This is a genomic window from Pseudomonas moraviensis subsp. stanleyae (assembly GCF_036283065.1).
In the GTDB taxonomy this organism is placed as follows: Bacteria; Pseudomonadota; Gammaproteobacteria; order Pseudomonadales; family Pseudomonadaceae; genus Aquipseudomonas; species Aquipseudomonas stanleyae.
Genome location: NZ_JAADJI010000018.1, coordinates 1 through 12,808, shown reverse-complemented (window position 1 = coordinate 12,808; position 12,808 = coordinate 1). Strand labels below are relative to the sequence as shown.

Here is a 12,808-nt window from a genome sequence, read left to right as displayed (position 1 = left end):
AAAGGTCAAACCACATCAACCCCAACGTGAATCGCATCATGCCGCCAAAACTCCAGATCACAATCAATCAACCTTCCATGCTGATCATAATTGACCCGCGCAATGCGCAACCCCGGACTCCCCACCGACACCCGCAAAGCCGCCGCCGCATCGACAGATAAAGATGTAGGCACAATCTCGAAGCGCACCCGCCCATAGTGCAAATCGTAATGCCGCGCATATAGCTCGGTGATCGACTGATTCAAATCAAACTCAAGAATCCCCGGAAAAAACTGCGGATTCAAATAGTGCTCCACATACAACACCAGACGCCCATCAATGCGCCGCGAGCGGCAAATCTGAATCACGCTCGACAAGGCCGGCAACTGCAACCACGCACACACCGCCGCCGAAGCCGGCTGCAAACGCGCCGAAATCACCTCGGTCGAAGGCTCGCGCCCCTGCGCACTGACCATCGCGTGAAAGTGACTGCGCTGCATCAGGTTGTACGCCAGACGCGGCGGCGAGACGAACCAGCCGCGCCGCTCCTCGCGATAAATCTGCCCCTGCGCCTCCAGCTGCAACAACGCCTCACGCACAGTGATTCGCGTAGTCCCGAACAACTCGCTGAGCTTGCGCTCGGCCGGCAATTTGCTCCCGGCCGCGAGCAAACCATGATCGATCTGCTCCTGCAGCACCTGGCCAATCGCTGTCACCGCTTTCGTTGCCTCATCGCGCATCAACGTTACCTATCTGGACTAGACCAGCACTGTTTCGGGGCAAAAATGAACGCTGATCAGAGCGCTTTCGCATGTTGCAAGCCTAGGCAGTGCAGATGACCGACAGATGACAAAACTACCGAACGGTCGCTTTCACGACTTGCAATACATCGGCCAAGTCCTTTGTCTTTCGGCACTGCGCCATGGTCTACGCTTGTTTGGCAACTGCCGATTCCCAGCAGCCGACAGACCTGCCACAAGGCCGTCGACATCAAAGTGTCATCCAGCCCGCCTAAATTGGCTCAGGTATTGCTGACCTAGACCAACACAACCGCAATCGCAGCGTTGAACACGACCAAGGAGCTTCGGAATGAAACAGCTTTTCCTGGCAACACTGTTAGGCTCGACCATTGCAATGTGCAGCGCCGCCATGGCGGCCGACACCGATCTGAAAACCCTCGAAGCCGCTGCGAAAGCGGAAGGCGCCATCAACAGCGTCGGCATGCCCGACAACTGGGCCAACTGGAAAGGCACCTGGGATGACCTGGCTGCGAATTACGGTTTGAAGCACATCGACACCGACATGAGCTCGGCCCAGGAAATCGCCAAGTTCGCCGCTGAAAAAGACAACGCCACCGCCGACATCGGCGACGTCGGTGCCGCCTTCGGCCCGATCGCGGTCAAGCAAGGCGTCGTGCAACCGTACAAGCCAAGCACCTGGGAGCAGATCCCGGACTGGGCCAAGGACAAGGACGGCAACTGGGCACTGGCCTACACCGGCACCATCGCCTTTATCGTCAACAAAAAGCTGCTCAACGGCTCCGACGTGCCGACCAAATGGGCGGACCTGAAGACCGGCAAATACAAGGTCTCTATCGGCGACGTAAGCACCGCCGCCCAGGCTGCCAACGGCGTCCTCGCTGCGGCTTTGGCGAACGGCGGCGACGAGAAAAACATCAAGCCTGCCTTGCTGCTGTTCGCCGACCTCGCCAAACAGGGTCGCCTGTCGATGGCCAACCCAACCATTGCCACCATGGAAAAAGGCGAGATCGAAGTCGGCGTGGTCTGGGATTTCAACGGCCTCAGCTACAAAGCCAAGATGGCCAATCCGGATGACTACGTAGTGCTGATTCCGTCCGACGGTTCGGTGATTTCCGGCTACACCACGATCATCAACAAGTACGCGAAAAACCCCAACGCCGCCAAGCTGACCCGCGAATACATCTTCAGCGACGCAGGCCAGACCAACCTCGCCCGCGGCAATGCCCGGCCGATCCGCGCCGAACACCTGCAACTGCCGGAAGACGTGAAGGCCAAACTGCTGCCGAACGAGCAGTACAAGAAGGTCACGCCGGTCAAGGATGCCGACGCGTGGGAAAAGACCTCCAAAGCCCTGCCGCAGCAGTGGAACGAGGAAGTCATTGTAGAGATGAAGTAATCCTTCATCTGTAGGAGCTGCCGGAGGCTGCGATCTTTTGATCTTGCCCTTTAAAAGCAACATCAAAAGATCGCAGCCTGCGGCAGCTCCTACACAGGTTGATTCCAGATCTGTTTTCGGAGTTCTTGCCCCTATGAAGCACAACGTCATCCTTGTCGTGCTCGACGGCCTCAACTACGAGGTTGCGTATCACGCCATGGGGCATCTGCAGGCTTATGTTGGCGCAGGACGCGCGGCGCTCTATCAGCTGGAGTGCGAATTGCCGGCCCTGTCCCGACCGCTTTACGAATGCATTCTCACCGGTGTGCCGCCGATCGACAGCGGCATCGTCCACAACAATGTCTCGCGCCTGTCCAACCAGCGCAGCATTTATCACTACGCCCGCGATGCCGGGCTGAAAACCGCCGCCGCGGCCTATCACTGGGTCAGCGAGCTGTACAACCGCTCACCGTTCGTGGCTGCGCGCGACCGCCACACCGACGATCCGACGTTGCCGATCCAGCACGGGCATTTCTACTGGAACGATCATTATCCGGATTCGCACCTGTTCGCCGACGCCGAGAGCCTGCGCCTGCGTCACGCGCCGGATTTTCTCCTGATCCACCCGATGAACATCGACGATGCCGGCCACAGGCACGGCCTCGACAGCTCGCAATACCGCAACAGCGCGCGCTCGGCTGACGTCATCCTTGCCGACTATCTGCAGAGCTGGCTCGACGCTGGTTATCAGGTCTTGGTGACCGCCGACCACGGCATGAACAACGATCGCTCGCACAACGGCCTGCTGGCGGAAGAACGTCAGGTGCCGCTGTTCGTCCTCGGCGATGCGTTCAGCCTCAACCCTGACGCCACACCGAAGCAGACCGAGCTCTGCGGCACGGTCTGCGAGCTGCTCGGCGTGCCCCACGACAAACCTGTGTCCCGGGAGCTGCTCAAGTGAACTCCACGACTCGCGGCAAATGGCTCGCGGCGCTGTGTCTGGTGCCCTTCGCGCTGTTCTTTATCGTTTTCGAAATCGCCCCGCTGGTCTGGGTGATGATCAACAGCCTGCAATCGGAAGAGTCCGGCTGGGGCCTGGCCAACTTCAGCAAGATCTTCGGATCGAAGTTCTATCGCCAGGCGATCCAGTACAGCCTCGAGATCAGTTTCTGGTCGAGCGTATTCGGCATCATCATCGCCGTGCTTGGCGCTTATTCGCTGCGTCGGGTTGACTCGAAGCTACGCAACTTCGTGAATGCCTTCGCCAACATGACCAGCAATTTCGCCGGCGTGCCGCTGGCGTTCGCCTTCATCATCCTGCTCGGTTTCAACGGCAGCATCACCATCATGCTCAAGCAGTCGGGGATCATTCAGGACTTCAACCTGTATTCAAAAACCGGCCTGATCATCCTCTACACCTACTTCCAGATTCCCCTCGGCGTGCTGCTGCTCTACCCGGCCTTCGATGCTCTGCGTGAAGACTGGCGCGAGTCCGCGGCGCTGCTCGGCGCCAACGGCTGGCAGTTCTGGCGGCACATCGGCCTGCCGGTGCTGACCCCGGCGTTGCTCGGCACTTTCGTGATTCTGCTGGCCAACGCCCTCGGCGCCTACGCCACGGTTTATGCGTTGACTACCGGCAACTTCAACGTCTTGCCGATTCGTATTGCGGCGATGGTCTCCGGCGACATCTCCCTCGACCCGAACCTGGCTAGCGCCCTGGCTGTGGTGCTCGTAGCGCTGATGACCATCGTCACCGTCGTGCATCAACTGCTGCTGAAGAGGAGCTACCATGTCTCGCGCTGAATCCGGCCCGGCCGGCCTCTACCACCGTGTCGTGGTCTATCTGCTGTTCGCCATCCTGCTGTTGCCGCTGGTGGGCACGCTGGTCTATTCGATCGCCAGCAGCTGGTCGGCGACGATTCTGCCGAGTGGCTTCACCTTCAAGTGGTACATCCAGTTGTGGAGCGATCCGCGCTTTCTCCACGCATTCGGTCAGTCGCTGATCGTCTGTGTCGGCGCGCTGGTGCTCTCGGTGGTGCTGATCCTGCCGCTGCTGTTCGTCGTGCATTACTACTTTCCCAAGCTCGATGCGCTGATGAACATCCTCATCCTGCTGCCCTTCGCGGTGCCGCCGGTAGTGTCCTCGGTGGGGCTGTTGCAGCTCTACGGTTCCGGACCGATGGCGATGGTCGGTACGCCGTGGATTCTGATCGGCTGCTACTTCACCGTGGCGCTGCCCTTCATGTACCGGGCGATCACCAACAACCTGCAAGCGATCAACCTGCGCGACCTGATGGATGCTGCGCAACTGCTCGGCGCCAGCACTTTTCAAGCGGCGTTCCTGGTGGTGCTGCCGAACCTGCGCAAGGGTCTGATGGTGGCGCTGCTGCTGTCGTTCTCGTTCCTCTTCGGTGAGTTCGTATTCGCCAACATCCTCGTCGGCACGCGCTATGAAACCCTGCAGGTTTATCTGAACAACATGCGCAACAGCAGCGGCCACTTCACCAGTGCACTGGTCATCTCGTATTTCTTCTTCGTGCTGGTCCTGACCTGGATCGCCAACATCTTGAACAAGGACAAAAGCGAATGAGCTACGTCAGCGTCCAACACCTGCAGAAAAGTTATGCCGGCACCACGGTGTTCAGCGACATCGATTGCGAGATCAACAAGGGCGAGTTCGTCACTCTGCTCGGCCCGTCCGGGTGCGGTAAATCCACGTTGTTGCGTTGTATCGCCGGGCTGACCCCGGTGGATGGCGGCCAGATCCTCCTCGACGGTGTCGATATCGTGCCGTTGAGTCCGCAGAAACGCGGGATCGGCATGGTCTTTCAGAGCTATGCATTGTTCCCCAACATGACCGTCGAACAGAACGTCGCCTTCGGCCTGCGCATGCAAAAGGTCAACGCCGATGACAGCCACCAGCGCGTCGCTGAAGTTTTGAAACTGGTTGAACTGCACGACTTCGCCAGCCGCTATCCGCATCAGCTTTCAGGTGGCCAATGCCAACGAGTCGCCCTCGCCCGCTCGCTGGTGACCCGTCCACGCTTGTTGCTGCTGGATGAGCCGCTGTCGGCCCTCGATGCACGGATTCGTAAACATTTGCGCGAGCAGATCCGCCAGATTCAGCGTGAACTCGGCCTGACCACGATCTTCGTCACCCATGATCAGGAAGAAGCGCTGACCATGTCGGACCGGATATTCCTGATGAATCAGGGCAAGATCGTCCAGAGCGGCGACGCCGAAACCCTCTACACCGCGCCGGTCGATGTATTCGCCGCCGGCTTCATCGGCAACTACAACCTGCTCGACGCCGATGCCGCCTCGAAGCTGTTGCAACGACCGATCAACCACCGCATCGCCATCCGCCCGGAGGCTATCGAATTGAGCCTCAATGGCGAACTCGATGCGCAGATCCGCAGCCACAGCCTGCTCGGCAACGTCATTCGCTATCGCGTCGAAGCGCGTGGCGTGGAACTGGTGGTCGATGTGCTCAACCGGTCGGCCGCCGATCTGCATCCCGACGGACAGCGCCTGGCACTTTCCATCGATCCGGGCGCCCTGTGCGAAGTAGCTTAAAAGCAGCTGCGAGCTTCGAGCTGCAAGCTTCAAGCTGTAGACTGCGGTCCACCTGATTTTAATTCTTGCAGCTCGAGGCTTGTAGCTTGCAGCTGTTCTCGGAGAGAACCCAATGGCCCTGGCAATTTTTGATCTGGACGACACGTTGATCCACGGCGACTGCGCCACCCTCTGGAGCGAGCAGATGGGGCGCCTCGGCTGGGTCGATCGCGAGTCGTTCATGCGCCGCAACAATGAGCTGATGGACGCGTACAGCCATGGCAAGTTGCGAATGGAAGAGTACATGGACTTCAGCCTCGAACCGCTGATCGGGCGTACGCCGGAAGAAGTCGAGCACTTGGTCGGGCCATGGGTTGAAGACTTTATCGAACCGATCATCTTCAGCGACGCGACCAAAACCATCGCCGCCCACCGCAAGGCAGGCGACCGGATTCTGGTGATCTCGGCATCGGGCACGCATCTGGTGCGGCCGATTGCCGATCGCCTGGGTATCGACGAGATATTAGCCATCGAACTGGAAGTCACCCATGGCGTGTACAGCGGCAACACCGTCGGCACCCTGACTTACCGCGAAGGCAAGATCACCCGCTTGCTGGAATGGCTGGACGCCGAAGAAGAAAACCTCGAAGGCGCGAGTTTCTATTCCGATTCGCGCAATGATCTGCCGCTGCTGCTGAAGGTGGATTTCCCACATGTGGTCAACCCGGATCCGGTGCTACTCGAGCACGCAGAAAAGGCCGGCTGGCCGATCCATCACTGGAAATAACCGAAGATCCAGTGTGGACGCTACCTGTGGCGAGGGAGCTTGCTCCCGCTCGGCTGCGCAGCAGTCGCAAATCGATGCAACCGGTATGAACTGATCCAGCGCATTGAATGATTGGGGCCGCTTCGCGACCCAGCGGGAGCAAGCTCCCTCGCCACAAGGCTTGGTGATGTCAGGTGAGACTGTCGTCAATCACCAACACCAACTTGCCCGCCACCGTATTGCTCGCCAGTTCGGCAAACGCCGCTTCGGCATCCTTCACCGCATACGCTTTGGCCAATTGCGCACGCAAGCGCCCCTCGGCAAACAGCGGCCACACGTGCTGGCCCAGATCACTCAGCAGATCCGCCTTGAACTGATCATCACGGCTGCGCAACGTCGAACCCAGCAATTGCACACGCTTGCCCAGCACCTGGGCCAGATCCAGTTTCGCCTCCCGTCCACCCATCAAGCCGATCAGCACCCAGCGCCCGTCCAGCGCCATCATTTTGAGGTTCAGTGCCGAATAATCGCCGCCAACCGGGTCGAGAATCACATCGAACGGGCCGAAGTCGCGCAGGCTTTCGATATCATCGGTGCGCACCACGCCGCCCTGCGCACCCAGCGCTTCGCAGTAAGCCAGGCGCTCGGCGGAACCGACGCTGACCCAGCACGGGTTACCGAAGGCTTTGCACAGCTGAATGGCGGCTGAACCGATTCCACTTGCGCCGGCGTGCAGGAGAATTTTCTCACCGGGTTTCAACGCTGCCAGTTGAAACACATTCAGCCAGACGGTGGCGTAGACCTCGGGCAACGCCGCTGCCTCGATCAGCGAAACGCCTTCGGGCACCGGCAGCACGTGCCGTCCGTCGACGACCACCTCTTCGGCCATGCCGCCCCCGGCCAGCAAGGCGCAAACCCGATCGCCGACCTGCCAGGACGAACCCGCACCGACCTCGCTGATCACCCCGGAGCACTCAAGACCGAGCACTTGGCTGGCACCGGGAGGCGGCGGATAAAGCCCTGCCTTCTGTAATAAATCGGCGCGATTGAGGCCGGCTGCCGCCACACGAATGCGGACTTGTCCTACATCGCACGTAAGCCGCGGCTCTTCAACCCATGCCACTTGACCTTCAACGCCTTGCAATGCCTTCACACTGCCTCCATAGTGAGTCTGGACTGAGCCCGAAGCTGTAGCGCCGGGCTTTTTGCATTATGCGACCGGCTCTCAAAGAACCGGCGACTTCAAAGACGGCCTAATATGCGTTATCAATTGTCCCCGCGTCGAATCAGCATGAAGCATCTGCTCCCCAGCACCGCCCTCGCTCTTTTCATCGGTATCGGTCTGTTGCCGGTGTCGGGCACCACATTCGCAGCCAACAGCTGGGACAAGTTGCAGCCTGATCGCGATGAAGTCATCGCCAGCCTGAACGTCGTCGAGTTGCTCAAGCGTCACCACTACAGCAAGCCGCCGCTCGATGATGCGCGCTCGGTGATCATCTACGACAGCTACATCAAGCTGCTCGACCCGTCCCGTAGCTATTTCATGGCCAGCGACATCGCCGAATTCGACAAGTGGAAAACCCAGTTCGACGACTTCCTCAAGAGCGGCGACCTCAACGCCGGGTTCACCATCTACAAGCGCTATCTGGACCGCGTCAAGGCGCGTCTGGACTTCGCCCTTGCCGAGCTGAACAAAGGCGTCGACAAAATGGACTTCAATACCAGGGAGACCTTGCTGATTGATCGCAAGGACGCGCCTTGGCTCAAGTCCACCGCAGAACTCGATGACCTGTGGCGCAAACGCGTCAAGGACGAAGTGCTGCGCCAGAAGATCGCCGGCAAAGAGCCGAAGCAGATTCAGGAAACCCTGACCAAGCGCTACAAGAATCAGTTGGCGCGTCTGGACCAGACCCGTGCCGAGGACATCTTCCAGGCGTACATCAACACCTTCGCCATGTCCTACGACCCGCACACCAATTATCTGTCGCCGGATAACGCGGAAAACTTCGACATCAACATGAGCCTGTCCCTCGAGGGCATCGGCGCCGTGTTGCAGAGCGACAACGATCAAGTCAAGGTCGTGCGTCTGGTGCCCGCAGGCCCGGCGGACAAGACCAAGCAGGTCGCTCCGGCCGACAAGATCATCGGCGTTGCCCAGGGCAACAAGGAAATGGTCGACGTGGTCGGCTGGCGCCTGGACGAAGTGGTCAAACTGATTCGCGGTCCGAAAGGCACCGTGGTGCGTCTGGAAGTGATCCCGGCGAGCAATGCGCCGAACGACCAGACCACCAAGATCGTACCGATCACCCGTGAAGCGGTGAAGCTCGAAGACCAGGCCGTGAAAAAGTCGATCCTCAGCCTGAAACAGGACGGCAAGGATTACAAACTTGGCGTGATCGAAATCCCGGCCTTCTACCTCGACTTCAAGGCCTTCCGTGCCGGTGACCCGGATTACAAGAGCACCACTCGCGACGTCAAGAAGCTGCTCACCGAGTTGCAGAAAGACAAAGTCGACGGTGTGGTCATCGATCTGCGCAACAACGGCGGCGGTTCCCTGCAGGAAGCCACTGAGCTGACCAGTCTGTTCATCGATAAAGGCCCGACCGTACTCGTGCGTAACGCCGATGGCCGCGTCGACGTGCTTGAAGACGAAAACCCGGGCGCGTTCTACAAAGGCCCGATGGCGCTGCTGGTCAACCGCCTGTCCGCCTCGGCTTCGGAGATCTTTGCCGGCGCCATGCAGGACTATCACCGTGCATTGATCATCGGTGGCCAGACCTTCGGCAAAGGCACCGTGCAGACCATTCAGCCGCTGAACCATGGCGAACTGAAATTGACCCTGGCCAAGTTCTACCGCGTCTCCGGGCAGAGCACCCAGCATCAGGGCGTACTGCCGGACATCGACTATCCGTCGCTGATCGACACCAAGGAAATCGGCGAGAGCGCTCTGCCGGAAGCCATGCCGTGGGACACCATCCGCGCGGCAATCAAGCCGGCGGCCGATCCGTTCAAGCCGTTCCTCGCCCAGCTCAAGTCCGAGCATGACGCGCGCACCAACAAGGATGCCGAGTTTGTGTTCATTCGCGACAAGCTGGCCCTGGCGCAGAAGCTGATGGAAGAAAAAACTGTCAGCCTCAACGAAGCCGATCGTCGTGCCCAACACGCCGACATCGACGCCAAGCAGCTGGCGATGGAAAACATCCGTCGCAAGGCTAAAGGCGAAGAGCCGCTCAAAGAGCTGAAGAAAGAAGACGAAGACGCACTGGCCGCTGCCGAGCCGGACAAGGTCAAACCGGAAGACGATGCCTACTTGAGCGAAACCGGGCGCGTACTGCTGGATTACTTGAAGCTGAGCAATCAGGTGGCCAAGAAGTAAGTGATGGCAATTTAGTGCTGACGATCCGCGGATCGTCATCAAACAGTCATCATTCTGTCGTGCAATAAAGGACCGGGAGCAAACGCTCCCGGTCCTTTATTTATCGCCAGAGACTGCCATGACCACGACCGAACAGCTGAGCGCCTTGAGCTCGATCCTGACTCAAAGCGGTTTACACAGCCTGTTCCAGCCGATCATCTGCCTCTCCGAACGCCGCATTCTCGGTTACGAAGCCCTTACCCGTGGTCCTTCCAACAGTCCTCTGCACTCGCCGATTGCCCTGTTCGCGGTTGCACGTCAGGCCGGACGCTTGAGCGAACTGGAAATCGCCTGCCGGCAAAGCGCCTGCCGCCGCTTCAATGAGCAGCAACTGCCGGGCAAGCTGTTCCTCAACGTATCGCCGGAATCCTTGCTCGAAGCCGCGCATCAACCGGGACGCACGTTGCAACTGCTGCAGGACCTGGGTATTGCGCCGAGCCAAGTGGTGATCGAGCTCACCGAGCAGACGCCAATCGATGATTTCCAGTTGCTGCAAACCGCCCTGCATCACTATCGGGCGATGGGTTTTTCCATTGCGCTGGACGATCTCGGTGCCGGGTATTCGAGCCTGCGCCTGTGGTCGGAATTGCGTCCGGATTACGTAAAGATCGACCGGCACTTCATCGATGGCATTCATCAGGATGCGCTGAAAAGAGAGTTTGTCGGGTCGATTCTGCAAATCGCCAAGGCGTCGCGCGCACTGGTCATTGCCGAGGGTATCGAGTTACCGGAAGAACTCGCGGTGCTGACTGAAATGGGCGTCGATCTGGTGCAGGGTTACCTGCTCGGCCGCCCTCAGGAACATCCATCGCGCGATGCTCGCGCCATGATGCCCAAACACGACAGCAGCGCCGTCGCGCTGAACGACGAAGGCAGTGACCTCAGCGCCCTGCTCAACGACCAGCCCGCCGTGCAGCGCGATACGCCCACCGCCTCGGTGCTCGAAGCCTTCCGCCGGCAGGCCAACCTCAACTCCCTCGCCGTGCTCGACGAACAAGGCCAACCCTGCGGCATCGTCCATCGCCACTCGCTGTCGGACGCGCTGCTCAAACCGTTTGCCACCGATCTGTTCGCGCGCAAACCGATCAGCCGCCTGATGAACGATGATTTCCTAGCGGTGGAAATGAGCCAGTCGCTGCAGCAAGTCAGCCGCCTGATCACCAGCCGCGCCCGCCAGCGCATCGAAGAAGACTTCATCATCACCCTCAACGGCGGCTACCTCGGCCTCGGCCGGGTCATCGACGTGCTGAAACTGATCACCGAACTGAAGATTCAACAGGCGCGCTACGCTAATCCGCTCACCTTGTTACCGGGCAACGTACCGATCCAGCAATGCCTCACTCGCTTGCTGCAGCAGGCCCGCGAATCGATCATCTGCTACGTCGACATCGACAGCTTCAAACCCTTCAACGACATCTACGGCTACGGCCGCGGCGACGAAGTCCTGCTCTGCCTTGCGCAATGCCTCAACGAACGCGTCGACCCCACCCGCGACTTCGTCGGCCACATCGGCGGCGACGACTTCCTCCTCGTCCTCGGCCCCGAAGACTGGCGCAAACGCCTCAACCAACTGCTCGACGACTTCCAGAGCCAATGCCGCCGCTTCTACCGCCCCGAGCATCTGGAGGCCGGCTGTTTTACAGCGCCGAACCGACAGGGCGTGCGGCAGGAGTTTGCGTTGTTGTCGTTATCGATTGGGGTGGTGCATCTGCGCCCTGAGGCTTGCGCAGCGCTTGATGCCAGCCAGCTAGCGGAGATGGCTTCGCAGGCTAAGCATCATGCGAAGGATGTTGTGGGGTTTAGTGTGCATGTGATTGATAGTTTCGCCGCTGCCGGGCTGCTTCCATCATACCTTATGGACCAACGTCAACTTGGCTTTTAGTTTACCAAGTTGACCTATCCTCATTAGTTGCCATGAATAGATCCTCTTTCCAAATTTCCTTCGCTAGTCGATAGACATCTTGAAAAAAGCAACGGGGGCTTTCTAATGAGTACCATTCCTCACGCGGCCAACTGTTTGTCTCGCATTCATCAATTTCGAATATAGCTTGAAAATCAAAGCTTGAATCCTTAAGCACTGCTTCCAGATTTTCAATGAGAACCAGTTTATGCCTAAAGGAGAGATAGGGCTGGTTTAAGCAATATTTCTCTATTAGCACGCTTCTATCAGCTCGATCATTCGGATCATATATTTCAAGCTCTACACCCTTGGATTCTTCTCTATCATAAACATCAAATACACCAACGAACCACATCAAATCAGGTTCAAAAGGCTCATTTAAAAATGGGTCTTTAAGCATCATTTGCCCTCCGCTGGGAAGCCCGTAAAAGGCTTCTGTGTATTGTCTTTGTCAAACTTAACCTCAAACCAATTCATATCCTCATTCAGCCGAGGATTTTGTGCATCTTTTTTATTAGGCCTATAGCCGCGCCCAGCTCCAAGCAGCTCCAATCGAACTATAGGATTTTTCTTTTGATCCATCCCTGTATGCTTAATCAATCCGTTTTCATCCTTCGTCATCGCTTTATTCAAGGCTCCCAGATGCATACGCCAACTATGAAACTGAGAGCTGGGATTACCTTTAGCATTTTTAGGAACCTCGCCAGTATGAGGATCCGCGCCATTTATCGCTCGCTGCTTGAGAGCCGGGCCAGAAATTTCCGAACTATGTTTTTTCACAGTGTGCATGTCATAAAGTTCTTCATACTCACTCACACGCCGCTTTGCATTCTCCTCAGCCACTTCATCAATCCTCGCCCGTCGCTCCTGCGCCGTCATCTTTGGCAGCGGGGGCGCTCCCTCTTCGACGACCACGCGACCAGCCTCGTATCGCATCGGACGTCGCGGCGCTGACGGTGGACAAATGCAACTCAACCCCAACGGATCCACCCACCCCGTCGGATTCGGCACGTACTGGTACTGATTCAACCCACCCGCGAGCTTCACCGGGTCCGGC

Annotated in this window: 11 protein-coding genes and 1 pseudogene; 8 read left to right on the top strand and 4 right to left on the bottom strand. The window is 58.4% G+C overall.

The features are described from left to right. Positions 1–5 precede the first annotated feature (5 nt). A complete protein-coding gene (gene phnR, locus GXB78_RS26685) occupies positions 6–719 on the bottom strand; it encodes a phosphonate utilization transcriptional regulator PhnR (protein WP_329517668.1) in 714 nt (237 codons plus the stop codon). Between the two features lie 349 nt (positions 720–1,068). Here phnR and GXB78_RS26680 point away from each other — a divergent pair, with 349 nt between their 5' ends. The 6 genes from GXB78_RS26680 to GXB78_RS26655 all read left to right on the top strand — a co-directional run bounded on the left by GXB78_RS26680 (position 1,069) and on the right by GXB78_RS26655 (position 6,457). Beyond that, entirely contained in the window at positions 1,069–2,136 is a 1,068-nt protein-coding gene (locus GXB78_RS26680; protein ID WP_329517667.1) for an ABC transporter substrate-binding protein, read from the top strand. Positions 2,137–2,269: 133 nt separating this feature from the next. Then, on the top strand, positions 2,270–3,076 hold the full coding sequence (locus tag GXB78_RS26675; protein ID WP_329517666.1) for an alkaline phosphatase family protein: 807 nt from the start codon (positions 2,270–2,272) through the stop codon (positions 3,074–3,076). After that, a complete protein-coding gene (locus tag GXB78_RS26670; RefSeq protein WP_329517665.1) occupies positions 3,073–3,918 on the top strand; it encodes an ABC transporter permease in 846 nt (281 codons plus the stop codon). Before GXB78_RS26675 ends, GXB78_RS26670 begins: the two co-directional genes overlap by 4 nt. After that, complete coding sequence (locus GXB78_RS26665; RefSeq protein ID WP_329517664.1) at positions 3,905–4,705, top strand: ABC transporter permease; 801 nt, start codon at positions 3,905–3,907, stop codon at positions 4,703–4,705. The genes GXB78_RS26670 and GXB78_RS26665 overlap by 14 nt, the downstream gene beginning before the upstream one ends. Next, a complete protein-coding gene (locus GXB78_RS26660; RefSeq protein WP_329517663.1) occupies positions 4,702–5,691 on the top strand; it encodes an ABC transporter ATP-binding protein in 990 nt (329 codons plus the stop codon). Before GXB78_RS26665 ends, GXB78_RS26660 begins: the two co-directional genes overlap by 4 nt. 112 nt (positions 5,692–5,803) lie before the next feature. Continuing rightward, the gene (locus GXB78_RS26655) at positions 5,804–6,457 is read left to right on the top strand and encodes an HAD family hydrolase (protein ID WP_329517662.1); all 654 of its coding nucleotides are present in this window, start codon (positions 5,804–5,806) and stop codon (positions 6,455–6,457) included. Between the two features lie 169 nt (positions 6,458–6,626). On the opposite strand, the gene GXB78_RS26650 is transcribed toward GXB78_RS26655, so the two are convergent. Next, entirely contained in the window at positions 6,627–7,589 is a 963-nt protein-coding gene (locus GXB78_RS26650) for a zinc-binding dehydrogenase (RefSeq protein WP_329517661.1), read from the bottom strand. A gap of 138 nt (positions 7,590–7,727) precedes the next feature. On the opposite strand from GXB78_RS26650, the gene GXB78_RS26645 reads away from it, so the two are divergent. Both GXB78_RS26645 and GXB78_RS26640 read left to right on the top strand, forming a co-directional pair. Further along, positions 7,728–9,812, top strand: coding sequence for a carboxy terminal-processing peptidase (locus tag GXB78_RS26645; protein WP_200890504.1), 2,085 nt, complete (start codon positions 7,728–7,730; stop codon positions 9,810–9,812). A gap of 118 nt (positions 9,813–9,930) precedes the next feature. Further along, positions 9,931–11,733 (top strand): bifunctional diguanylate cyclase/phosphodiesterase, encoded by a 1,803-nt coding sequence (locus GXB78_RS26640; protein ID WP_329517660.1) that lies wholly within the window; start codon positions 9,931–9,933, stop codon positions 11,731–11,733. Between the two features lies 1 nt (position 11,734). On the opposite strand, the gene GXB78_RS26635 is transcribed toward GXB78_RS26640, so the two are convergent. Further along, positions 11,735–12,154: a hypothetical protein gene (locus GXB78_RS26635; RefSeq protein WP_329517659.1), complete on the bottom strand. Its 420-nt coding sequence runs from the start codon at positions 12,152–12,154 to the stop codon at positions 11,735–11,737. Continuing rightward, positions 12,151–12,808 (bottom strand): annotated as a pseudogene (locus GXB78_RS26630) (type IV secretion protein Rhs); the annotation flags it as partial. The gene GXB78_RS26635 and the pseudogene GXB78_RS26630, both read right to left, overlap by 4 nt.

Bases quoted from the DNA above. Each gene is read 5' to 3' on its own strand.
- phnR (WP_329517668.1), bottom strand. From the start codon at position 719: ATGCGCGATGAGGCAACGAAAGCGGTGACAGCGATTGGCCAGGTGCTG.
- GXB78_RS26680 (WP_329517667.1), top strand. From the start codon at position 1,069: ATGAAACAGCTTTTCCTGGCAACACTGTTAGGCTCGACCATTGCAATG.
- GXB78_RS26675 (WP_329517666.1), top strand. From the start codon at position 2,270: ATGAAGCACAACGTCATCCTTGTCGTGCTCGACGGCCTCAACTACGAG.
- GXB78_RS26665 (WP_329517664.1), top strand. From the start codon at position 3,905: ATGTCTCGCGCTGAATCCGGCCCGGCCGGCCTCTACCACCGTGTCGTG.
- GXB78_RS26660 (WP_329517663.1), top strand. From the start codon at position 4,702: ATGAGCTACGTCAGCGTCCAACACCTGCAGAAAAGTTATGCCGGCACC.
- GXB78_RS26655 (WP_329517662.1), top strand. From the start codon at position 5,804: ATGGCCCTGGCAATTTTTGATCTGGACGACACGTTGATCCACGGCGAC.
- GXB78_RS26645 (WP_200890504.1), top strand. From the start codon at position 7,728: ATGAAGCATCTGCTCCCCAGCACCGCCCTCGCTCTTTTCATCGGTATC.
- GXB78_RS26640 (WP_329517660.1), top strand. From the start codon at position 9,931: ATGACCACGACCGAACAGCTGAGCGCCTTGAGCTCGATCCTGACTCAA.
- GXB78_RS26635 (WP_329517659.1), bottom strand. From the start codon at position 12,154: ATGATGCTTAAAGACCCATTTTTAAATGAGCCTTTTGAACCTGATTTG.